The organism is Streptomyces sp. NPDC028305 (assembly GCF_055569495.1).
This window is the reverse complement of record NZ_JBVHTN010000002.1, coordinates 118,522-140,590: the sequence shown is the minus strand read 5'-3', so window position 1 is coordinate 140,590 and position 22,069 is coordinate 118,522. Positions and strand designations below refer to the sequence as shown.

The window sequence follows — 22,069 nt, the reverse complement described above, 5'->3', positions numbered from 1 at the left end:
CCCGCGGTCCATGAGCGGAGCGGTCGCCCGGTCGGCGGTCAGTTCACCGCGTGGCGAAGACGGCCGTGCGCGTCGTCGATGGCTTCGGCCACCTGACGGATCAACCCGGGGAGAGCGTTCGCCACCGGCGCGCTCAGGCCGCGGCCCAGGGTGAACTCGGTCCCCTCCACCGCGTGCACCATCAGCTCCCGGGGCAACCGGTCGAGCGCGGCGGCCAGGGCGAACGTCTCGCCGAGCCCGAAGGCGTGAGTACTGCCCGGGCGTGCCGCCAGATGTGCGGTCCGTTCCGCCGTCAGGGTGTGCAGCCGCCCCGGCTTCCCGGGGTGGGCGTGCACCACTTCCACCACCACCACGGCGTCCTGAGGGCGCCACAGGCCGAGCATCCGTCCCGGCTCGCCGTCGCTGAGGGTCAGCAGCGTGCCCGCGGGTGCCCGGGCACGCAGTGCCTCGATGACGGCCGGTCCGGCGCCGTCGTCCCGGCGGAACGGGTTGCCCACACCGATCGCCACCACCCGTCCCGTCATCCGTGCTCCACGGTCAGGTCCAGGAAGTGGGCGGAGCAGGAGATGCACGGATCGTGGTTGCGGACGGCCCGCTCGCACAGGTGGACCAGCTCCCCGTCGTCGGCCGGCCGGCCCGGCGCGTCCAGGCGGGCCTGGACCAGGCGTCGGACGTCGTCCTCGATGGCGGCCTGGTTCTGCGCGGTGGGCGGCACGATACGGGCCAGGGTGAGGGTGCCGTCCGCGTCCATGGCGTAGCGGTGGTAGAGCAACCCGCGCGGTGCTTCGGTGGCCGCGCAGCCGGACGCCCGGCGCGGGGGCACCTCGACGTACGGCCGGGACGGTGGTTCGTAGGCGTCGATGATCCGCAGCGCCTCGGCCACGGCGTGTGCCACCTCGACGGCGCGGACGATGATGCTGCGGAAGGGGTTGCGGCACACCACACCCGCCGTGGGATCGCCGAGTCCCGCCTCCCGAGCCGCGTCGAGGGCCGAGGGGTGGAGCCACTGTCCGCTGATCGCGTACCGGGCCAGTGAACCGGTCAGGTGGCGGCGGCCGTCCAGTTCGGACACCAGGGCGGTCGAGTGCGGGACCTGCCGCTCCACCACACGCCGCTCGAACTCCTCCACCGGAAACTCCCGTACCGGGGCGGCCCGGTCCAGGGCCGGGGCGGCGGGCGCGGCCATGACGGCCGGGGTTCCGGAGTCGATGGCGTACCGGCCGGGGTCACACATCGCCAGCAGTGCTCCGTCGTACGCGGCATCGGGAAAGTCGAAGCCGGCCACCCAGCGCACGGTCTCCAGGGCGTCGTCATGGGCCCTGCGGAGCCGCTCGGCCAGGGGACGCAGCTCGGCCGGTGCGGGCACGCGGTAGAAACCTCCGAGGCGGACGTTGACCGGGTGGATCGCGCGGCCGCCGAGCTGCTCCATCACGGCGTTTCCCGCCTGCTTGATCCGCAGGCCCCGTTCCACGGCCGCGCGGTGCCGGCGGGCGAGTTCGACCGCGCTGGGGTGGCCGAGGAAGTCGGGGGCGTGCAGCAGATGGATGTGCAGGGACTGGCTCTCGATCCATTCGCCGTAGTACAGCAGGCGGCGCAGCCGGGCGATCCCGCCGTCGACCGTCACTCCGCAGGCGCGCTCGATCGCCTGGCAGGAGGACATCTGGTAGGCGACGGGGCAGATCCCGCAGATCCGCGCGGTGATGTCGGGCGGCTCGTGGTGGCCCCGGCCCACCAGGAACGCCTCGAAGAACCGCGGTGGCTCGTAGATGCGCAGCCGTGCCTCGGCGACCGTCCCGTCGCGCACGGTGAGGTGGAGGGCGGCTTCGCCCTCCACCCGGGCGAGGGCGTCCAGACGCAGGACGCGGGATCCGCGATGGCTCATCGGGGCTCGCCCTCCGCCGGGGGGTCGGTGGGCTCGGAGGGCTCGGTGGGCTCCTGAGCGGCGAGCCCGGGTACGGGGGTGTATTCGGGCGAGGCCGCGTTGAAGGTCCGGAAGACACGCAGGATGTCCTGTCCGCTCATGCCGTCGTGCCGCAGCTGACGCACCATGGACTCCAGGTTGGGACGGGCGACCGGCCCGAAGCAGCCGTAGCAGCCGCGCCCGTAGGCGGGGCAGAGGGCACCGCACCCGGCGTGGGTGACCGGTCCCAGGCAGGGAGTGCCGTGGGCGACGGTGACGCAGGTCGTGCCGCGCCGCTTGCACTCGAAGCAGACGCTCTGGCCGGAGATGTTCGGCTTGCGCCCGGCCAGAAACGCCGTGATCACCTCCAGCAGCTGGCCGCGGTCGATCGGGCAGCCACGCAGCTCGAAGTCGACCGGCACATGCGCGGAGATCGGGGTGGAGGTGTCCAGGGTCGCGATGTACTCCGGGCTGGCGTAGACCGCGGCGCGGAACTCCTGGGCGTCCGCGAAGTTGCGCAGCGCCTGGACGCCGCCCGCGGTGGCACAGGCCCCGATGGTGACCAGCCGGCGGGAGATCCGCCGGATGTGGTGGATCCGCCGGACGTCCTCGGCTGTGGTGACGGACCCCTCCACCAGGGAGAGGTCGTACGGTCCGGTGCCCGCGAGGGTGGCCGGCTCCCGTGAGTCCTCCGCGGCGGACATCTCCAGGAAGTGTGCGATGCGCACCCGGCCGGCGAGTGGCAGCAGTTCGTCCTCGCAGTCGAGCAGGGTCAGCTGGCAGCCGTCGCAGGAGGCGAACTTCCAGACCGCGAGGGCGGGGCGGGGGTCGGATTCCATCTCACAGCTCCCTCACGGCGAGCAGGGGCCGGGCACGGTCGTAGCCGGTCACCGGGCCGTCCCGGCACAGCAGCAGCGGCCCGAGCTGGCAGTGGCCGCAGTGGCCGGTGCCGCAGCGCATGTTCCGCTCCAGCGAGACCTGAACCCGATGCTCCGGCAGGCCACGGGTGAGCAGGGCCCGGGCGGTGTGCCGGATCATCACCTCGGGCCCGCAGACCAGCGCGGTGGTCCGGTCCGGGCGCGGTTCGGCCCGGGCCAGCAGGGTGGTGACCGTGCCCACGTCGCCGCGCCAGCCGGGGCCGGGCCGGTCCACCGTCACCTCCACCCGCGCCGGGGCGCGCCGCCAGTGCTCCAGTTCCTCCCGGTAGAGCAGGTCCTGGGGGGTGCGGGCCCCGATCAGCACATGAAGGCGGCCGTAGCGCCCGGGGTGGTCGAGCACATGGTGTACCACCGGTCGCAGCGGGGCGAGCCCGATGCCTCCGGCGATCACCAGGATGTCGGACCCGGCCGCCCGGTCGAGGTCCCAGCCGATGCCGTAGGGGCCGCGCAGGCCCAACGTGTCCCCCGGCCCGAGCCGGCACAGCCCGTCGGTGACCGCGCCGATCGCGCGCACGGTGTGCACCAGGCGGTGGCGGTCGCGGATCGCGCTCACCGAGATCGGCACCTCGCCGACACCGAAGACGTACAGCATGGCGAACCGGCCCGGCGAGAAGTCCGGGAGCGCCCGCCCGACAGGCGTCACCTCGAACGAGACGCAGTCCGCGGTCTCCGCCGAGACGGCCGTCACCCGGTACGGCAGCGGAACGGTGGTCATGAACGGCCACTTCCGTACGGGGCGTACAGGTCGAGCAGCCGGAGCCGGGTGGCCTGGAGCCGGTCGGCGATCAGCGCGGCGCAGCGCAGCATCAGCTCGTAGCCGAACTCCGGATCGCCCGCGCACAGCTCGCGCACCTCGGCCGCGCGGAATTCCCAGGTCCGCACCGGCCCCACGGCCCGGGCGCCCAGATGCCAGCGGTACGGCGGGAAGATCCACGACCACCCGAGCTGCTGCCGTGGCCCCAGGGTCTCCATCACCTGTGCCTGACGGCCGGGGACGTACACGTCGAGGGCGACCTCACCCGAGCGGATCAGCCAGAAGCGGTCCGCGGTGCCTCCCTCGTCGAAGAGTCTGCTGCCCGCAGGGAAGAGCCGCTCGTCGGCGAGGGCGAACAGCCGCTCCCGCTGGACTCGCGGGAGGGTCTCGAGCAGCAGCGGCCACGTGGTCACGACGGGTCGTCCTCCGTGCGCATGGTCCAGTCGTGCAGGGCCGCGGCCTCCTCGGTGATGTCGATGGCGACCGGGCACCAGACGATGCAACGGCCGCAGCCGACGCACCCCGACGATCCGAACTGGTCGTACCAGGTGCCGAGCTTGTGGGTGAGCCACTGCCGGTAGCGGCTGCGGGAGGAGGGGCGTACCGGCCCGCCGGGCAGGTATGAGAAGTCCAGGTCGAAGCAGTTGTCCCAGATCCGCCAGCGCTCGGCGTGGTCCCCGGTCAGGTCGGTGATGTCCTCGGTGGTGGTGCAGAAGCACGTGGGGCACACCATGGTGCAATTGCCGCAGGTCAGGCAGCGCGAGGCAACATCGTCCCAGCGAGGCGCGTCCAGTGTCTCCGCCATCAGCCGCTGGAGGTCGGTCTCCGGCATCGTGCGGCCCATCCGGTCGGCGGCGGACGCGACGGCGGCCACGGCGGCCTCGCGGACGGCTGCCGAGGCCGGGGCGACGGGCAGTTGTGCCAGGACCTCGGCACCCTCCGGGGTGCCGTCGCGGATCCAGAACCGGTGGCCCCCGGCATCGGCCAGCTCGGTCAGCACCAGGTCGTACCCGGGGCCGGCCGCCGGCCCGGTGCCCATCGAGACGCAGAAGCACGTGCCGCCGGGCTCGGTGCACTCGACCGCCACCAGAAACGCCCCGGACCGCCGGCCCCGATAGACCGGGTCGGTGTGCGGACCGGCCGTGAGCACCCGGTCCTGGACGGCGATGGCCCGCAGGTCGCAGGACCGGACACCGAGGAAGGCATAGCGGGGAGGCGTGGTGTCGTCGGCCTCGATGGCCAGTTCACCGGCCGCGCGCTCGGCCCTCCACTGGCGTACCCGGGCAGGGTGCAGAAACGTCTTCCACGACTGCGGACCGGCCGCGTTGGCGAAGGCCGCGCCGTCCGTCCGCGACCGCAGCCGGTACCGTCCGGCTTCGAGCTCCACCCCCCATCCGTACGGCAGCTGAGCCGCCGACTCCAGCTCGTCCAGCACGATGGCGCCATCCCTTACCGTCGGGCCGATCACCGTGTGCCCGCGCGCCCGGAGAACGTCGACCAGAGCGGCCAGACCGTCCTGGCCGATCACGGCCCCCTCGGCCGAGGAAACCGGCGACGTACTCATCACAGCTCACCTCGGTCATCGGTCGACCCTGACCCCGTCCGCGTACACATTCCGTCATGCGCCCGGGAATCCGCGCGCCGACACGACCGGGATCGGCCGAATGGTCTCGTGTCGAGGGCATTACTTCGCGGCGAGGCTCCGTAGCGCGAGATCCACCTGGTGTTCGGTCATGTCCGGGTCGGAGTCGGGGATCAGTTGCGCGATACGGATGAGTCCGAGAAGTTGATAGGCGATGTCCTGAGCGGTCACATCGGCGGCGAGGGTGTGATCGGCCCGGGAGCGGTCGACAGCCTGCTGGCCGATCCTGGTGAGGTGGGCGAGGCATCGCTCGAGGTCCTCATCCGACGGCGAGCCGCCGACGAGCAGATCGACCATGGCCCTGTTGCGCGAGAGTTGAGCCATCGTCGCGGTGAAGAACTCGCGGAGGCCGGCGATCGCGGACGCCCCCTCCGGGAGGGCCGCCTCCGCGAGTTCGGCCAGATCGGTGCCCATCGCGGCCTGCACGAGGTGCTCACGGGTGGGGAAGTGGCGGTAGAGGGTCCCCAGGCCGACGCCCGCCGCCGCGGCGATGGCGCGCATGTCCACGGTCATGCCGCTCTCCCGGAAGGCCTCTCCCGCGGCCGCCAGGATCCGTTCCCTGTTGGCGACGGCGTCTCGTCGCTGCTTCCGGTCCTCTGTCACCCCCTCACCATAGCCGAATCGGAACAGCTGTTCCGCTCTGTGCTAGGTTAATCCGGAACACGCGTTCCGGAAATGAAAAGGGGCAGGGGCATGAGGACGATCGTGATCACCGGAGGCACCGACGGCATGGGGGCGGCGCTGGCCCGCCACTTCCTGAGCGCGGGTGACCGCGTCGTGGCAATCGGGCGAAGCCGCGCCAAGTTCGACGCGCTGCTCACGACCGTGACGGGCGACGACCGGTCAGCGAAACAGCGGGCGGAGTTCGTCGCGGCCGATCTGTCGTCGGTCGCCGACAGCCGCCGCGTGGTCGAGCACCTGCGGGCGCACCACGAGCGCATCGACGCACTGGTTCTCGCCGCCTCCTTCATCCGGCAGCGTCGACACACCACGGCCGAGGGGCACGAGGCCTCCTGGGCGCTGTTCTTCCTCTCCAAGTACCTGTTCGTCACGGGGCTCGCCCCGCTCCTCCGCGCGGCTGAGAGACCGGTCATCGTGAACACGGCCGTTCCCGGAGCGCGAGCCGGCGCGATCGACTTCGACGACCTCGAGATGCGCGAGGGGTTCACGTTCACCAGGTCCAACGCGCAGCAGCGCCGCGCCAACGAACTGCTCGGCCTCCTGGCCACCGGCGAGAATCCGGGCCTCGCCTACGTGACCTGGGGCCCGGCTCGGCTGGTCCGTTCCAGCTTCGCCGGCGACGTCGGGAAGGGCATGAAAATCGCCGCCGTGGTTCTGGGGAGGCTGCTGGGCCAACGCCCGGATACCGCGGTCGGACCGATCATCGACATCGTCGGCGCCCCGGCCCCGGGAAGGGCCGCCTACCGCGGCGCCAAGAAGCTCACGCTCACCGTCGGCGACCACGACGACAGGGACGCCGCGCGCCTGGCAGCAGCGGTCGGGGACGAGTAGGCGCGGGCGGCGCCGTAGGTGCGGGGGACGGCGGTTCAGGCGGGCGGGGCGAGCGGCACCGTGGCCATCTCGGCCGCCTGGCGCAGCGCCTCGACCATGCTGCCGGCCTCCGCCGTGCCCGTTCCGGCGATGTCGAACGCGGTGCCGTGGTCGACGGAGGTGCGGATGACGGGCAGGCCCACGGTGAGGTTGACGCCCGCCTCGATGCCCAGGACCTTGACCGGGCCATGGCCCTGGTCGTGGTACATCGCCACGATCAGGTCGTAGTCGCCGCGTGAGGCGAGGAAGAAGGCGGTGTCGGCGGGGAGCGGACCCCGGGCGTCGACGCCCTCGGCGCGCAGCTTCTCCAGGGCCGGGACGATCTTCTCGTCCTCCTCGCCGTAGCCGAACAGTCCGTTCTCGCCCGCGTGCGGGTTGATGCCGCAGACGCCGATGACGGGGTTCGGGGTGCCGGCCCGGACCATCGCGTCGTGGCCGCGGCGCACGGTGCGCTCGACGAGGCCCGGCTCGATGCGGTTGACGGCGTCGATCAGGCCGATGTGGGTGGTGACGTGGATGACCTTCACCTTCTCGGTGGAGAGCATCATCGAGACCTCCTCCGTCCCGGTCAGGTGGGCGAGGAGTTCGGTGTGGCCGGGGTAGATGTGCCCCGCGGCGTGCAGGGCCTCCTTGTTGAGCGGTGCGGTGCAGATGGCGTGCACCTCGCCTGCCACGGCGAGTTCGGCGGCCCGCTCGATGTACGCGTACGCGGCGCCGCCCGCGACCGGCGACAGCTCGCCCCAGGCCAGGTCGGCGGGGAGCAGACCGAGGTCGACCACGTTGACGCGGCCGGGCGTGAACTCGGCGTCGCGCGGGTGGTCGACGACGGCGATGTCGCAGTCCAGGCCGAGGATGCGGGCGGCCTCGCGCAGCCGCCGGGCGTCGCCGATGACGACGGGGCGGCAGCGGGTCAGGACGGCGTCGTCGAGCAGCGCGGCGACGACGACCTCGGGGCCGATGCCGGCGCCGTCGCCCATGGTGACGGCGATGAGCGGGAGGGGGGTGGGCATGAGAGCAACTCCTACACGGATGGGGGGCGGGGTCAGGAGGCGGCCAGTCGGGGCCGTAGCGCAACGGCGATGCGCAGCAGCGAGTCCTCGGCGCCGTAGCTGCCGGGGCGGGTGACGACATGGCGGCCGTCGGGGGTGCGGGAGCGGACGGCGCCGTGGTGGATCTGGCCGAGCGGCTGCAACTCCCCTATGCCCAGGGCGTCCAGGGTGGTGCGGGCGGTCTCGCCGCCGGTCATGACGAGGTCGGGGCGGCCCGGGTACGCGGCGGCGAGCGCGCCGAGGGCGGTGCTGAGGGCCCGCCCCGCGCCGGGGCGCGGGCCCGCCGAACCGTCGATGGACAACACGGTCAGGGCGGGCGCGGCGGCATGACTCGGCAGTCGGACCGTGCCCGCCGCCAGGTCGGCCGGGTCCAGCGGCACATGGTGCGCGCCGATCGCGGTGAGCCGCGCGATCTGCGCGACCGCGCCGGGCTCGGCGGTCCCCACGACGAAGAGCAACGGGGTGCCGTCCTGGGTGGGCGCGGGCGGGGGTGCGGCGGCAGCGGGACGCGGCAGCGCGCGCCCGAGCGCGGCCGCCAGGCCACCGCTGCCCAGGAGCCGGAATCCGGGGCCGAGCCGCAGCGCCGCCGCGGCCACCGCGTCCAGGTCGGCGTCGGTCTCGGCGTCCGGAGCGGGGTGCGCGCCGGATGCGGCGATCCGCCGGAACTCCGCGTCCAGCCCGGCGGGTTCGGACCGTACGACGTCGAGGGGGACGGTACGGACCGGCAGGCCGGACAGCGCCTCGGGCAGCGAGCGGGGCGCGGACGCGCGTTCCGCGCGCCAGCCGTCCGTACGGTGCAGCGGAACGCCGTTCACACGCACCACGCCGCCGGTCACGGTGCGCCGGGCCACGGGCAGCGCGGGGGCGATGACGACGGCCTCGGCGCCCTCGGCGTAGGCGGCGGCCTCCGCGGCGAGATGGCCGCGCAGTTGTGAGTCGACCTTCTTGTAGAGCAGTCGGGGCGGACCGGACCGCGCCGCGCGCAGCGCCGTCCGCACGGCGTGTTCCGCTTCGGCGACCGGCAGGTGGCGGGTGTCCAGGTCCACGACGAGGTCATGCGCGGCGGCGGTCCCGGCCACGTCGACGCCGCCCAGCGACAGTCGGACGGGACCGCCGAGCGCGCAGGCGGTCTCCGCCGCGCCGGACAGGTCGTCCGCGAGCGCGACGACGTACGGCGGTACGGGCGGCGAGACGGATGGACGTGGGGGTGGGGGCGGTGAAGCCACGGGTCGAACCTCCTCGGGCGTGCCGGCAGGGGGCAACCCGGTAAGGATCATGACACAAGTTGCGTGAAGCGCGCGAGGCCCCTTGCGCGAATTACGCAGTCGTGCGAGCGTTCCCGTGGCGCCGACGGCCGTCACCCGCGGTCCGCGTCGCCCTCGTGGACGCGACGCGTACCGGCTTACACAGCACATCGCGCCGAGCAAGGCCGCAGCGCAGCGCACCGCCGGAGACCAGCACGGCGACCGGTCGAGGCCGCGCAGCCGTACGGCCCCATCCGCGATGCGCACATCACGCATCAGAGCGCGCATGAGCACAAAACCGCACCACCCGCACGACCCGCCCCGGAAGGAACCCGCCGTGACCGCCGGCCTTGAACTCCCGCATGTCCCCGTCCCGCTGTCCCGTCTCGTCCTCGGCACGATGACCTTCGGCGACACCGCCGACCGCGCGACGGCCGCCGCGATGGTGGACGCCGCGCTCGACGCGGGCATCACCGGCGTGGACACCGCCAACGGCTACGCGGGCGGCGAGAGCGAGCGCATCCTCGCCGAGTTGCTGCCCGGCCGCCGCGACCGGGTGGTGCTCGCCACCAAGGCCGGCATCCCGCACCCCGACCAGGGCGAGCACGCGCCGCTCTCCCCCGAGGGCCTGCGCGCGGCGCTCGACGGGAGCCTCAAGCGCCTGGGCACCGACCACGTCGACCTCTTCTATCTGCACCAGCCGGACCGCGGGACGCCGCTCGCCGAAACCCTGGCGACCGTCGCCGAGTTCGTACAGGCGGGCAAGGTCCTCGCCCTCGGCGTCTCCAACTTCGCCGCCTGGCAGATCGCCGAGCTGAACCGCGTGGCCGACGAGGTCGGCGCGCCCCGCCCGGTCGTCGCCCAGCAGCTGCACAATCTCCTCGCGCGCCGCGTCGAGGAGGAATACGTGGAGTATGCAGCGTACGCAGCCGGGCTGCGCACCATGGTCTACAACCCGCTCGGCGGCGGCCTGCTCACCGGCCGCCACAGCTTCGAACAGGCCCCGGCGGGCGGGCGCTTCGGGGACTCCAAGCTGGCCGCGATGTACCGCGACCGCTACTGGAACGAGGATCTGTTCCGCGCCGTCACCGACCTCACCCGCATCGCCGCCGACGCGGGCCTGCCGCTGACCGACCTGGCCCTGCGCTGGCTGCTGTCGCGGCCCTCCACCGACGCGCTGCTGCTCGGCGGCTCCAAGGTCGAGCACCTGAAGGCCAACATCGCCGCCGCGGCCGCGGGCCCGCTGCCCGCGGACGTCCTGGCCGCCTGCGACAAGGTCGGCGCCCGCCTGCGCGGCCCGATGCCCGCCTACAACCGCTGACCTCCCCGCCCCATCGCTATCCCACAACGGAGACAAACATGGCCACCGGCCGCACGTCCGCCCAGTTCACCGCCGCACTGCGCAACCGCGAGCAGCTCATCGGCTACTGGTCGCTGCTCGACTCGCCGATCGCCGCCGAGCGCCTCGCCCGCATCGGCTACGACTATCTGGCCTTCGACGCCCAGCACGGCCTCTTCGGCTACCAGGGCATGCTGAACAACCTCCTCGCCACCGACACCAAGGGCAGCACCGCCGTCGGCATGGTGCGGGTGGAAGCCAACGACCTCACCTACATCGGCAAGGCGCTCGACGCGGGCGCCACCGCAGTGATCGTCCCGCTGATCGACAACGCCCAGGACGCCGCCGACGCCGTCGCCGCCGTCCGCTATCCGCCGCTGGGCCGCCGCTCGTACGGCCCGATGCGGGCCCAGCTGCGCATCGGCCCGAACCCGGCCGACACGCACGAGCAGACCGCCGTCCTCGCGATGATCGAGACGGCCGACGGCCTCGCCAACGTCGAGGAGATCTGCGCGACCCCCGGCCTGGACGGCGTCTACGTCGGCCCGTCCGACCTGCGCCTGGCCATCGGCGGCGCGACCTCCACCGACCCTGCCGTGCAGGATGAGTTCGAGCAGGCCCTCGCCCGCGTCCGCAAGGCGGCCGAGGCGGCGGGCATCGCGGCCGGCATCCACAACGCCGACGGCGCGAGCGCCGCCCGCCGCCTCGCCGAGGGCTTCACGTTCGCGACGGTCTCGGCCGACGTCGTGCACCTTCAGCAGGTCGCGACGTCCCACCTGGAGGCGGCGCGGGGCGGGGCGCGCTGATGCCGACCACGCTCATCACGACGCCCACCTTCGCCCGGCACTCGGCGCGCCCCTGGCAGATCCTTCAGGAGGCCGGAGCGGGTCCCCTGCGCCCCCGCGAGGACGCGGCGCTGCCCACCGCCGAACTCCTCGAGTACGCGGCCGGAGCGGACGCGTTGATCGTCGGCATGGACCCGATCACCGCCGAGGTGATGGACGCCGCGCCCCGCCTCAAGGTGATCGCCAAGCACGGCGTCGGCGTCGACACCATCGACGTGGCCGCCGCCCACGCCCGCGCGATACCGGTGGTGTGCGCGCCGGGCAGCAACTCGCGCGCGGTGGCGGAGTACACCTTCGGCCTGCTGCTGTCCGCGACCCGCTCCCTCACCGCCTCGCACACCGCGGTGGCGGCGGGCGGCTGGCCGAAGCTGTTCGGCCCCGAACTGCACGGCAAGACGCTGGGGATCGTGGGCTTCGGCCGCATCGGCCGTCTGCTGGCCGGCTACGCCCGCGCCTTCGGGATGGAGCTGCTCGCCCACGACCCATACGTCTCCGACGCCGACGTCCGCGCGCACGGCGCAGAACCGGCCGCGCTCGACGCGCTGTTGGCGCGCGCCGACGCCGTCAGCCTGCACACCCCGCCCGATCCGTCCGGCGCCCCGCTGCTCGGCCGCGCCCGCCTGGCGGCGATGAAGCCGGGCGCGATCCTGGTCAACGCCGCGCGCGGCGGCCTCGTCGACGAACACGCGCTCGCCGAGCTGCTCGGCTCCGGGCACCTCGGGGCCGCGGCCCTCGACGCGTTCAGCACCGAGCCGCTGCCCGCCGGCCACCCGCTGCGCGAGGCCCCGCGCACCCTCCTCACCTCCCACATGGCCGCCTGCACGCCCGAGGCCAACCAGGCCATGGGCGCGATGGTGGCCGAGGACGTCGTCCGCGTACTGGCGGGCAAGGAGCCGCATCACCAGGCGCGCTGAGACACCACCCCACACGCCCCCGCCACCGACCCCTGTCCCCGTTCCGGATACCGGCGACGACGCCGGAAGCCCTAAGGACCTGATATGGCCACCACGACCGACGGCGCCACGGCGACGCCACCACCCGCGCAGACGCAGATCGATCCGTACGCGCTGCGCGCCGAGGACGCCCGCCCGGCCCCCGTGACCTTCCGCGGCCGAGTGCGCGAACTGGGCCCCGGTCTCGTGCTGTCCGCCGCCGTCGTCGGTTCCGGTGAGCTGATCACCACTACCTCGCTCGGCGCCAAGGCCGGGTTCGCGCTGCTGTGGCTGGTGATCGTCTCGACGGCGGTCAAGGTGTGGGTGCAGATGGAGCTGGCCCGCTGGACGATTCTCAACGGCCGACCGGCGCTCGACGGCTTCCGTGACGTCGGCCCCCGGATCGGCCGGCTGAGCTGGATCAACTGGCTCTGGATCGGCATGGACTTCGCCAAGATGTTCCAGCGCGGCGGCATCATCGGCGGCACCGCGGCGGCCTGTTCGATCCTGCTCCCGATCCACGGGGCGGCGCTGAGCACATCGTCCCTGACCATCTGGGCCCTCATCGTCACCGGCGCCGCCATCCTCATCCTCCAGACGGGCAAGTACCACGTCGTCGAACGGGTCGAGGTCATCGGCATCACGCTCAAGACCGTCATCACCGTCGGCCTGGCGCTCGCCCTGCCGTTCACCGCCTTCGGGTACGGCACCGAGCAGTTCGCCGACGGGCTGAGCTTCCAGATCCCCGCGGGCACGATCGGCATCGCACTCGCCATGTTCGGCATCACCGGCGTCGGCGCCGACGAGATGACGACGTACACCTACTGGTGCATGGAGAAGGGCTACGCCCGCTGGACCGGCCCCGACGACGGCACCGAGGAGCGCGCCCGGCGGGCCGAGGGCTGGCTCAAGGTCATGCGGCTCGACGTGGGCGTCTCCTGGATCATCTGCACGGTCTGCACCCTGTCCTTCTACGTCATCGGCGCCTCGGTGCTCCATCCACAGGGCCTGGTGCCCGAGGGCAACGGCATGATCACCACGCTCTCGCACATCTACACCGACACGCTCGGCCCCTGGGCCGAGTACCTGTTCCTGGCCGGTGCGATCGCCGTCCTCTTCTCGGTCACCGTCGCCTCGTCGGCCAGCGTCCCCCGGCTGTGGACCAACACCCTCGGTCTGCTCGGAGTGATCAACTGGAAGGACATGCGCGTGCGCACGCGCACCATCCGCATCCTCACCTGCTGCCTGCCCCCGGTGTGGATGTGCATCTTCCTGTGGGTCCAGTCCCCCGTCCTGATGGTGCAGATCGGCGGCATCGGCGGTGGCATCTTCCTCCTGGCGGTGGTGGTCGCGGTCTGGCGCCTGCGCTACACCGGCGTCCCACCGCGCTTCCGCGCCAACCCCTGGCTGACCGCCGCCCTCGTCCTGAGCAGCGCGGCGATCCTCTTCCTCGGGGTGTACGGGGTGCTCGACACCCTCGAGCTCACACCCGGCAGCTGATTCCGGGGCGAGTGCGCGCGGCCCGGCGGCCGCTCACCACCATCGGCGAGGACCTGGCCAGGTGCCAGGTCCTCGCCGGTGCGTTTGCGGGACGGATGTACCGGGGCCGTGGATGTTCTCCCATGGGCATGTCCCACATGGTGCGGCGGCAACCCGTGTGCGGATTCCCCATTGCCGCGTTCAGCCGCCCCCCATCAGGATCTTGCGCGCGCACCCCGCCCCGCGAGGGCGAATTCGAACGAACGGGAGATCCGTATGGCCGCGAACCCCCTCAAGACGTCGGAAGCGGAGGTGAGCGGCAAGGAGACCTGGCTTGCCCGGCTGGCCTTGCGGTTCACCCGTTTCTCCGAGAAGTGGCTGCCGGACGCTCTCGGCTTCGTCCTGATCGGCACCTTCGTGGTCCTCGCCCTGGGGCTCGTCTCAGGGGAAAGCCTGCTCGGCAAGCCAAGCGACCCGGAAGCGACCAGCGGCTTCGGCCTCGTGGACGCATGGGGCAAAGGGTTCTGGTCGCTCATAGAGTTCACGCTCCAGATGGCGATCATCGTCATCGCGGGCTACGCGGTGGCGGTCTCGCCGCCGATGGCCCGCCTCATCGCCCGGCTCGCCGCCGTGCCCCGAACCCCGCGCGGCGCTATCACGTTCACCGCCGCCGTCGCCATGGCCACCTCCTATGTGAACTGGGCCTTCAGCCTCGTCTTCACGGCCATCCTCGCCAAGGAGATCGCCCGCCGGCTGGCCGGAGTCGACTACCGCGCCATCGGAGCCATGGCCTTCCTCGGCCTGGGCACCGTATGGGCCCAGGGCCTGTCGGGATCGGCCGCGCTCCAGGTGGCCAGCGCGACCTCCAGCCCGGCCGCCGTGCAGAAGATCATCGCCGAGGGGCGGGGCAGCGGGGTCATTCCCCTGACCGACACCATCTTCCTCTGGCAGGGCATCGTGGCCACGGTGATCGTCTTCGCGGTGGCGGTCACCATGGCGTGGTTCCTCGCCCCGTCGCCTGAGCGGGCGATGACCGCGGAGCGGCTCGGCATCGATCTCGGGCCCGCGCTCCGCACCAAGAGCCCGGACTCCCGGCGCAGCCGCCCCGGCGAGTGGGTCGAGTTCAGTCCGACCCTCACCATCGCGCTCTTCGTTCTGGGTGTCTGGTATCTCGTCCGCCACTTCGCCCAGGCCAAGGGCAATCCGCTCAACGCGCTCGATCTGAACACCGTCAACCTGATCCTCATCCTGCTGGCCCTCATCCTGCACTGGCGACCCGTACACCTCGCCCGCGCCTTCAGGGAGGGAGCACCGGCCGCCTCGGGCGTGTTGCTGCAATTCCCCCTGTACGGAGGCATCTTCGGGATGATCGCCTTCACCGGGCTGCACCAGACCATCGCGGACTGGCTGGTGTCGGTGTCGAACGAGTACTTCTACCCGGCCCTCATCGGTGTCTACAGCTGTGTGCTCGGGGTGTTCGTGCCCAGCGGCGGTGGCAAGTGGGTGGTCGAGGCGCCCTACGTCCTCGGGGCGGCCAACGAGCTGCATGTGAACCAGGGCTGGATGGTCGTGGTGTACGACCTCGGCGAGGCCAGCGCCAATCTGCTCCAGCCGTTCTGGATGCTGCCCACCCTCGCGATCCTCGGCCTGAAGGCGCGCGACATCATGGGCTACACCTTCGCCATGTTCCTCGCGCTGTTTCCCACGGTGCTCGTCCTCGTGACGTTGCTGGCTCAGACCCTCACCTTTCCCTGACGGATCGAAGCGGCGTCGGCGAGGCGCACGACCCTGACGACGTCGGGTGACCGGTTCAGGAACTGGACGAGCTGCTGCAACCTGATGTCGTCCGCCGTGTCCACTTCGATGGTGATCGTCCGCAGCCCGTCGACGGGCGCGGCGACATCCATGGTGACCACGTCGAACTGGCGATGGGCCAGGATCGAGGCGACCCGGGCGACCGTCAAGGGCATGGCGACGACATCGAGTCGCAGCAGTGGTGGTATCGCGGCTGACATGCGGGACACGGTTCCAAGGGCCGGATCCGTTCACAACAAGGGTGCGCACAGCGATGCGCGGCACGCTCCTGTCGAGCAGTCCGTCCAGGTCGGGAGTGGGCGTTGCGGTAAGTGCTGCTTACACTTGTGGCATGTCGGCACCCGTACATCTCGACTCGGTCGATCTACAGATCCTGGAGTTGTTGCGAGCCGACGGGCGGCGCACCGTTCGCGATATCGCACGCCTGGTGCAGCTCACGCCGGCGCCGGTCCGCCGGCGCATCGCGCGCCTCGAGGAGTCGGGTGTCATCACCGGCTACACGATCACGACGGATCAGGCCAAGCTCGGTCAGGGCCTTCAGGCGGTCACCGAGCTGCGCTTCACGGGCGACACCGACATCCACGACATCGTGGAGTTCGCGTCGACGCTGCCGGAGGTCGACGAGGTGTTGACGCTCACCGGCGACGTGGACGCATTGGTCCGGTTGCATGTCGACAATGTCGATGACCTCCAGAAGGTGGTCAATCGCCTGCGTCGTAAGGGCGTCGGTGTGCTCCAGACGAAGACGCTGATCGTCATCGCCTCCTGGCAGCGGGGGACTCCCGTGCCCTGAGATCGATGGTGTGTCAGTCGGGTGAGGAACAGCAGCCGCGGTCGGAGGAGCGATGTCAGGCGCGTGTTGCGCCCCCACGCCAGGGGGCGACCGGAAGAACCCCGAGCCCCCCGCCGTTCGGCCCCAGGCCTCGGAGCGGGACCGGGCACAGGGGCTGCGCGCCATGCTGCGCATCCCCGGAGGGACGTATCTGATGGGAGGCGATGACGCCGACGCGTTTCCCGAGGACGGTGAGGGCCCCGTCCGGGCGGTGCGGCTGTCGCCGTTCCTCATCGACGCGACCGCCGTCACCAACAGGCAGTTCGCGGCGTTCGTGCGCGGCAGCGGCTACCGGACCGATGCCGAGCGCCACGGCTGGTCCTTCGTGTTCTACGCACTCGTCCACCCCGGTGCCCGGCACCTGGTGCGCGACACGGTGCAGCAGGCGCCCTGGTGGCTCGCGGTCGAGGGGGCGTGCTGGCAGGCCCCCTACGGGCCGGGGTCGTCATGGACCGAACTTTCGAACCACCCTGTCGTCCATGTGTCCTGGCGCGACGCGTCCGCCTATGCGGCATGGGCGGGCAAGCGCCTCCCCACGGAGGCGGAGTGGGAGATGGCGGCGCGTGGCGGTCTGGAGCGCGCCCGCTTCCCCTGGGGGGACGAGCTGCTGCCCCGGGGGCAGCACCGCTGCAACATCTGGCAGGGGCGGTTCCCGCAGGTCAACACGGGCGAGGACGGATATCTGGGCACCGCGCCGGTCAAGACCTACCGGCCCAACAACTTGGGCCTGTACAACACCTCGGGCAACGTGTGGGAGTGGTGCTCCGACTGGTGGAGCACCACATGGCACGCCGCCGAGCGCCCGGAGACCCGCCGGGACCCGGCCGGACCGCCCAGCGGGGAGGCGAAGGTGATCCGCGGCGGCTCCTACCTGTGCCATGAGTCGTACTGCAACCGCTACCGCGTGGCCGCGCGCACCTCCAACACACCTGACAGCAGCACCGGGCACATGGGGTTCCGCTGCGCGGCGGACCTGCCCCGGGCGGGTCGGTAGGCGAACCACCGGATGGTTGACACAACCACAGGAGCGGGCGAAACTTACGCCCGGACTACTGGTAAGACCAGTTAACCTGAGCCTTCCTTGGTCAAAGGAGCGTCCTGGATGACCACCGCCTCTCCGTATCCGCCGTCCGAGAGCGGCACCTTCCAAGGCAGGATCGGCACCACCTACGAGGAGTCGACTCCTTGGTGGCCCGATCAGCAGACGCTCCCCGAGGACACGCCCAATGTCGTGGTCATCGTGCTCGACGACGTCGGCTTCTCCGACCTCGGCTGCTTCGGCTCGGACATCGACACCCCGGCCATGGACGCCCTCGCCGCCGACGGCCTTCGTTACGCGAACTTCCACACCACCACGCTGTGTTCGCCGACCCGTGCCTCCCTGCTGACCGGCCGGAACCACCACTCCGTCGGCATGCGTATGTTGTCCAACTTCGACACCGGCTTCCCCAGCGGTCGCGGACGGATCACCAAGGCCGCCGCGATACTGCCCGAGGTGCTGCGCGACAGCGGCTTCAACACCATGGCCGTGGGCAAGTGGCATCTGGCGCCGATGGAGCAGACCACCGCGTCCGGGCCGTACACCCAGTGGCCGCTGTCCCGCGGGTTCGAGCGCTACTACGGATTCCTCGAAGCCGAGACGGACAGCTTCTATCCGGAGCTGTTCCACGACAACCACGCCGTGGATCCGCCGAAGAGCCCGGAAGAGGGCTATCACCTCAGCGAGGACCTGGCCGACCGGGCGATCGAGTTCGTCCGGGACCAGACGTCCGTCACTCCCGAGAAGCCCTTCTTCCTGTATCTGGCGTTCGGCGCGGCGCACGCCCCGCACCAGGCCCCCCAGGAGTACCTGGACAAGTACCGGGGCCGGTTCGACCACGGCTGGGACGCCGAGCGCGCCACCCGGCACGCCCGCCAGATCGAACGGGGCATCTTGCCACCCGGCACCGAACTGGCGCCGCGCAACCCCGGGGTCGTGCCCTTCGACGAGCTGTCGGACGACGAGAAGAAGCTGTCCGTACGCCTCCAGGAGGCCTACGCGGCGATGCTCGACCACACCGACCACCAGATCGGCCGGCTCATGGAGTTCCTGGAGCGGATAGGTCGGATGGAGAACACCATCACCATCCTGCTCTCGGACAACGGGGCCAGCCAGGAAGGCGGGCAGAAGGGTTCGCTCAACCCCACCGCGTTCCAGAACAGGATCCCCGAGGACCTCGAGGAGATGGTCGCGCGGATCGATGACATCGGCACCACCCGCGCTCATGCCAACTACCCCTGGGGCTGGGCACAGGCGGGAAACACGCCGTTCAAGCGCTACAAGCAGAACACCCACGAAGGCGGCGTCCGCTGCCCGCTCATCGTGCGGTGGCCCCGGGGGCTGCCGCGCACCGGCGAGATCAGGCAGCAGTTCCACCATGTGTCCGACATCGCCCCGACCCTCTTCGAACTGCTCGGTCTCCAGGCGCCCGCGGTGTACAACGGCATCCCGCAACTGCCGATCCACGGTGTCAGCATGGCCTACACCTTCGGCTCGCCGGCCGCGCCGACGCGCAAAGAGGCCCAGTACTTCGAGATGTTCGGACACCGCGCGATCTGGCACGACGGCTGGAAGGCCGTCGCCTACCACGAACGCGGCACATCGTTCGACGCGGACCAGTGGGAGCTCTACCACCACGACAGCGACTTCTCGGAGTGCAACGACCTGGCGCGGACGCGGCCCGAGCAACTACAGAAGATGATCTCCCGCTTCTGGGTGGAGGCGGGAAGATACGACGTGCTGCCGCTGGACGACAACGGATTCGCCTACCGGGCGAAGATTCCGCGTCCCGGCTCCCCGCGCAGGCGCACCACCTTCACCTACTATCCCGGCATGGCCCATCTGCCCATCGCCGCGGTGCCACCGGTGATGAACCGCGGACACCGCATCACCGCGTACGTCGACCGCGCCACCGCGTCGGACGAGGGTGTGCTGGTGTCCCTGGGCAGTATCAGCAGCGGATACGTCCTGTACGTCAAGGACAACCGGCTGGTCTACGAGTACAACTTCCTCGGCACCCGGTACGCGGTGACCTCGGCGGAGGAGCTCCCGGTCGGCCCGGCGGAGCTGACCTTCGAATTCGTCAAGACCGGTGACATGCGGGGCACCGGACACCTGTATGTGTCGGGCAGGCCGGTCGGCTCCGAAGCCATTCCGCGGGTCCTGCCGCACTTCCTGGGGTGGCAGGGCCTCGACGTCGGCCGGGACACCCTGTCGCCCTCCTCGCCCAACTACGACGGCGAGTTCGCGTTCACCGGTGCCTTCGAGAAGGTCGTCTTCACGGTCGCGCCGGACGAAGAGGGCACGGAGCCCTTCGAGCGGATCGACTGACGCCCTCCGCCATGCGACTGGGAGCGACGCGGAGCCCTTCGGGGCCCGCGTCGCTCCCAGTCGGTCGTCCGGTCAGCTGGGCGGCGTATAGCGTCCGTCGATCGCCGTCCAGCCTCCGTCCACGAACAGCTGGCTCCCCGTGACGAAGGACGACGCGTCCGAGGCGAGGTAGACGACCGCGCCGGCCAGCTCGTCGGGCCGGGACCAGCGGCCCAGGGCGCTCTTGGTCGCGTAGGCCTCCGACCACTCCGGCACGGCCTTGATCTGCGTGGTCAGCGGTGTGTCCACGATGCCCGGGGCGATGGTGTTCACCCGCACACCAGACGGGCCCAGTTCGGCCGCCGCGGTCCGCGCCAGCTGAACGAGGCCCGCCTTCGTGGCCGCGTACACCCCCTGCCCCGGCTCGACGGCCACCGCGCGGATCGAGCTGAAGCCGATGATGCTGCCCCTGCCACGTTCGGCCATGCCACGGCCGAACGCCCGCACCAGGTCGAAGGACGCGCGCAGATTGAGCGCCACGACCCGCTCGAAGTCCTCCGCCGTGTAGTCGAGCAGGCGCTTGCGCACGTTCGTCGCGGCGGTGAAGACGAGCACGTCGACGGGTCCCAGCTCCTCGGCGGCGCGCGCGACCGCCTCGCCGTCGAGCACGTCCAGGGCGTACGGGACAAGGCCCGGCCCCATCGACGCCGACTCCGTGGCCGCCGTCAGATCACGGTCGGCGCAGACCACCTCGGCGCCGTGCGCGGCGAGCGCCAGGGCGCTCTCGCGGCCTATTCCGCTGCCCCCGCCCACCACGACGGCCTTGCGGCCGTCGAGCCTGAACAGGCGGGAGTACGCGTCCACCGCATCGGTGCGGTCCTCTGCTTGCATGGTCCTCACGGTTTCGTTGTCGTCGGACGGATCACTGCCATACGGGTCACGGTGAGCTCTTCGATGGCGAACCTGGGGCCCTCCCGTCCGGCCCCGGAGTCCTTCACACCGCCGTACGGCATGACGTCGGAGCGGAAGCCGGGCACCTCGTTCACCACCACCCCGCCCACCTCCAGGCGGTCGAGAGCGGCGAACGCCGTATCGAGGGCGCTGGTGTAGACGCTCGCGTGCAGTCCGTAGCGCGAGTCGTTGACCAGGTCGAACGCCGTGTCCAGATCGGGGACGGACCGCACCGCCACCACGGGGCCGAAGACTTCCTCGTCCCAGACGGGCAGGCCACGGTCCACGTCGAGCAGCACGGTGGGCTCGATCACCCCGTCGGTGACCTTGCCTCCGGCCACGAGCGACGCCCCCGCCGCCACCGCCTCCTCCAGCCACGCGCGGACCCGCTCGGTCGACCGCTCGTCGATGAGTGCCGAGACCCTCGTCGCCGGATCGCGGGGATCGCCCATGGCCACCTGGGCCACCCGCTCCGTCAGGCGGGCCACGAACTCGTCGCGCACGGCGTCCACCACGATGACCCGCTGCACGCTGATGCACGCCTGGCCCGACGCGTAGTACCCGCCGCGCACCACCGCGTCGGCGGCGGCGTCGAGGTCGGCGTCGGCGGCGACCACCAGGGCGGCGTTGGAGCCGAGTTCGAGCAGCACCTTGGTGGGTGCCGCGTCCCGGGCGATCCGGTGGCCGACGGCGGCGGAGCCGGTGAAGGACACCGCCCCGATCCGGCGGTCGGTGGTCAGGGCGACGCCCACCTCGGGGCCGCCGGTCACCAGCTGCACCGCGGCCTGCGGCGCGCCCGCGGCGCGAAGGGCCTCACGGAGGAGGTGCACCAGCCACAGGGAGGCCAGCGGAGTCTGCGGCGCCGGCTTGGCGATGACCGGGCAGCCGGCGGCCAGCGCCGGCGCGATCTTGTGCGTGACGAGCAACAGCGGGTAGTTGAAGCCCGCGATGCCCGCCACCACGCCGATCGGCTTGCGGATCCAGAAGCCGAGCAGCCCCTCCCCCGACGGCAGCAGGTCCAGCGGCACCGTCTCGCCGTGCAGCCGGGCCACTTCCTCGGCCGCCGTCAGCAGGGTCAGCAGGGTGCGATCCACCTCGACACGGCAGTCGACCAGCGGCTTACCGGTCTCCAGGACCAGGAGCCGCTCGAAGTCCGCGCGCCGTGAGGCGACCGCGTCGTGCGTCGCGATCAGCGCCGCCCTGCGGGTGTGCGAGGGGAGCCTGCCGACCTGTTCGCGGACCGCGACGGCCGCGTCCACCGCGCGGCGCGCGAGGTCGGTGTCCCCGACCGGGGCCCGCGCGACGAGCGTCCCGTCGTAGGGGAAGCGGACGTCCTCGGCGGCGGGTGCCGCCACCCAGCTGTCGCCGATGGGCAACCCCGTCGGGAACTGGTGGAACTCCAACACCTGGGCGCTTTCGCCACCGGCGGGTTCGACGTGGGTCGTCACG

Annotated in this window: 21 protein-coding genes; 9 read left to right on the top strand and 12 right to left on the bottom strand. The window is 71.6% G+C overall.

The annotated features are described in order from the left end of the window. Positions 1–38: 38 nt before the first annotated feature. The 7 genes from ACZ4WQ_RS07485 to ACZ4WQ_RS07455 all read right to left on the bottom strand — a co-directional run bounded on the left by ACZ4WQ_RS07485 (position 39) and on the right by ACZ4WQ_RS07455 (position 5,837). A complete protein-coding gene (locus ACZ4WQ_RS07485) occupies positions 39–524 on the bottom strand; it encodes a hydrogenase maturation protease (RefSeq protein WP_358843725.1) in 486 nt (161 codons plus the stop codon). Further along, the gene (locus tag ACZ4WQ_RS07480; protein ID WP_398374094.1) at positions 521–1,882 is read right to left on the bottom strand and encodes a Ni/Fe hydrogenase subunit alpha; all 1,362 of its coding nucleotides are present in this window, start codon (positions 1,880–1,882) and stop codon (positions 521–523) included. The genes ACZ4WQ_RS07485 and ACZ4WQ_RS07480 overlap by 4 nt, the downstream gene beginning before the upstream one ends. Continuing rightward, positions 1,879–2,739 carry an NADH-quinone oxidoreductase subunit B family protein gene (locus ACZ4WQ_RS07475; protein ID WP_398374093.1) on the bottom strand — a complete coding sequence of 287 codons (861 nt, stop codon included), beginning with the start codon at positions 2,737–2,739 and terminating at the stop codon, positions 1,879–1,881. The genes ACZ4WQ_RS07480 and ACZ4WQ_RS07475 overlap by 4 nt, the downstream gene beginning before the upstream one ends. Before the next feature lies 1 nt (position 2,740). Next, positions 2,741–3,553 (bottom strand): FAD/NAD(P)-binding protein, encoded by an 813-nt coding sequence (locus ACZ4WQ_RS07470; protein WP_361182384.1) that lies wholly within the window; start codon positions 3,551–3,553, stop codon positions 2,741–2,743. Further along, entirely contained in the window at positions 3,550–4,005 is a 456-nt protein-coding gene (locus ACZ4WQ_RS07465; protein ID WP_398374092.1) for a cyclic nucleotide-binding domain-containing protein, read from the bottom strand. Before ACZ4WQ_RS07465 ends, ACZ4WQ_RS07470 begins: the two co-directional genes overlap by 4 nt. Next, positions 4,002–5,156, bottom strand: a complete 1,155-nt coding sequence (locus tag ACZ4WQ_RS07460; RefSeq protein WP_398374091.1) for a 4Fe-4S dicluster domain-containing protein — start codon at positions 5,154–5,156, stop codon at positions 4,002–4,004. The genes ACZ4WQ_RS07465 and ACZ4WQ_RS07460 overlap by 4 nt, the downstream gene beginning before the upstream one ends. A gap of 120 nt (positions 5,157–5,276) precedes the next feature. Continuing rightward, entirely contained in the window at positions 5,277–5,837 is a 561-nt protein-coding gene (locus ACZ4WQ_RS07455; protein WP_385340206.1) for a TetR/AcrR family transcriptional regulator, read from the bottom strand. 90 nt (positions 5,838–5,927) lie between these two features. On the opposite strand from ACZ4WQ_RS07455, the gene ACZ4WQ_RS07450 reads away from it, so the two are divergent. Next, positions 5,928–6,746, top strand: coding sequence for an SDR family NAD(P)-dependent oxidoreductase (locus ACZ4WQ_RS07450; RefSeq protein WP_398374090.1), 819 nt, complete (start codon positions 5,928–5,930; stop codon positions 6,744–6,746). Positions 6,747–6,781: 35 nt separating this feature from the next. Here ACZ4WQ_RS07450 and pdxA read toward each other — a convergent pair whose 3' ends face one another. Continuing rightward, positions 6,782–7,795 (bottom strand): 4-hydroxythreonine-4-phosphate dehydrogenase PdxA, encoded by a 1,014-nt coding sequence (pdxA, locus tag ACZ4WQ_RS07445; RefSeq protein WP_398374089.1) that lies wholly within the window; start codon positions 7,793–7,795, stop codon positions 6,782–6,784. Between the two features lie 32 nt (positions 7,796–7,827). Beyond that, on the bottom strand, positions 7,828–9,060 hold the full coding sequence (locus ACZ4WQ_RS07440; protein WP_398374088.1) for a four-carbon acid sugar kinase family protein: 1,233 nt from the start codon (positions 9,058–9,060) through the stop codon (positions 7,828–7,830). Between the two features lie 355 nt (positions 9,061–9,415). Between ACZ4WQ_RS07440 and ACZ4WQ_RS07435 the strand changes: the two genes are divergently transcribed. From ACZ4WQ_RS07435 to ACZ4WQ_RS07415, 5 genes are all read left to right on the top strand, one after another. Then, positions 9,416–10,399 (top strand): aldo/keto reductase, encoded by a 984-nt coding sequence (locus tag ACZ4WQ_RS07435; RefSeq protein ID WP_385340214.1) that lies wholly within the window; start codon positions 9,416–9,418, stop codon positions 10,397–10,399. Between the two features lie 38 nt (positions 10,400–10,437). After that, positions 10,438–11,223: an HpcH/HpaI aldolase family protein gene (locus ACZ4WQ_RS07430; protein WP_358843736.1), complete on the top strand. Its 786-nt coding sequence runs from the start codon at positions 10,438–10,440 to the stop codon at positions 11,221–11,223. Then, the gene (locus tag ACZ4WQ_RS07425) at positions 11,223–12,176 is read left to right on the top strand and encodes a phosphoglycerate dehydrogenase (protein WP_398374087.1); all 954 of its coding nucleotides are present in this window, start codon (positions 11,223–11,225) and stop codon (positions 12,174–12,176) included. Before ACZ4WQ_RS07430 ends, ACZ4WQ_RS07425 begins: the two co-directional genes overlap by 1 nt. A gap of 84 nt (positions 12,177–12,260) precedes the next feature. Further along, positions 12,261–13,694, top strand: a complete 1,434-nt coding sequence (locus ACZ4WQ_RS07420) for an Nramp family divalent metal transporter (RefSeq protein ID WP_398374086.1) — start codon at positions 12,261–12,263, stop codon at positions 13,692–13,694. Positions 13,695–13,949: 255 nt separating this feature from the next. After that, positions 13,950–15,428, top strand: coding sequence for a short-chain fatty acid transporter (locus tag ACZ4WQ_RS07415; RefSeq protein ID WP_311721938.1), 1,479 nt, complete (start codon positions 13,950–13,952; stop codon positions 15,426–15,428). On the opposite strand, the gene ACZ4WQ_RS07410 is transcribed toward ACZ4WQ_RS07415, so the two are convergent. Beyond that, on the bottom strand, positions 15,407–15,688 hold the full coding sequence (locus ACZ4WQ_RS07410) for an ACT domain-containing protein (protein WP_311721937.1): 282 nt from the start codon (positions 15,686–15,688) through the stop codon (positions 15,407–15,409). The genes ACZ4WQ_RS07415 and ACZ4WQ_RS07410 overlap by 22 nt on opposite strands. Positions 15,689–15,819: 131 nt before the next feature. Between ACZ4WQ_RS07410 and ACZ4WQ_RS07405 the strand changes: the two genes are divergently transcribed. From ACZ4WQ_RS07405 to ACZ4WQ_RS07395, 3 genes are all read left to right on the top strand, one after another. Further along, positions 15,820–16,281, top strand: a complete 462-nt coding sequence (locus tag ACZ4WQ_RS07405) for an Lrp/AsnC family transcriptional regulator (RefSeq protein WP_352127202.1) — start codon at positions 15,820–15,822, stop codon at positions 16,279–16,281. A 52-nt stretch (positions 16,282–16,333) separates the two neighbouring features. Then, positions 16,334–17,314, top strand: a complete 981-nt coding sequence (locus ACZ4WQ_RS07400; RefSeq protein ID WP_358843740.1) for a formylglycine-generating enzyme family protein — start codon at positions 16,334–16,336, stop codon at positions 17,312–17,314. 108 nt (positions 17,315–17,422) lie between these two features. Beyond that, positions 17,423–19,690 carry an arylsulfatase gene (locus ACZ4WQ_RS07395; RefSeq protein WP_398374085.1) on the top strand — a complete coding sequence of 756 codons (2,268 nt, stop codon included), beginning with the start codon at positions 17,423–17,425 and terminating at the stop codon, positions 19,688–19,690. A 72-nt stretch (positions 19,691–19,762) separates the two neighbouring features. Here ACZ4WQ_RS07395 and ACZ4WQ_RS07390 read toward each other — a convergent pair whose 3' ends face one another. Both ACZ4WQ_RS07390 and ACZ4WQ_RS07385 read right to left on the bottom strand, forming a co-directional pair. Next, a complete protein-coding gene (locus ACZ4WQ_RS07390) occupies positions 19,763–20,560 on the bottom strand; it encodes an SDR family NAD(P)-dependent oxidoreductase (RefSeq protein ID WP_311721932.1) in 798 nt (265 codons plus the stop codon). Between the two features lie 5 nt (positions 20,561–20,565). After that, on the bottom strand, positions 20,566–22,068 hold the full coding sequence (locus tag ACZ4WQ_RS07385; RefSeq protein ID WP_311721930.1) for an aldehyde dehydrogenase family protein: 1,503 nt from the start codon (positions 22,066–22,068) through the stop codon (positions 20,566–20,568). Position 22,069: the final 1 nt, after the last annotated feature.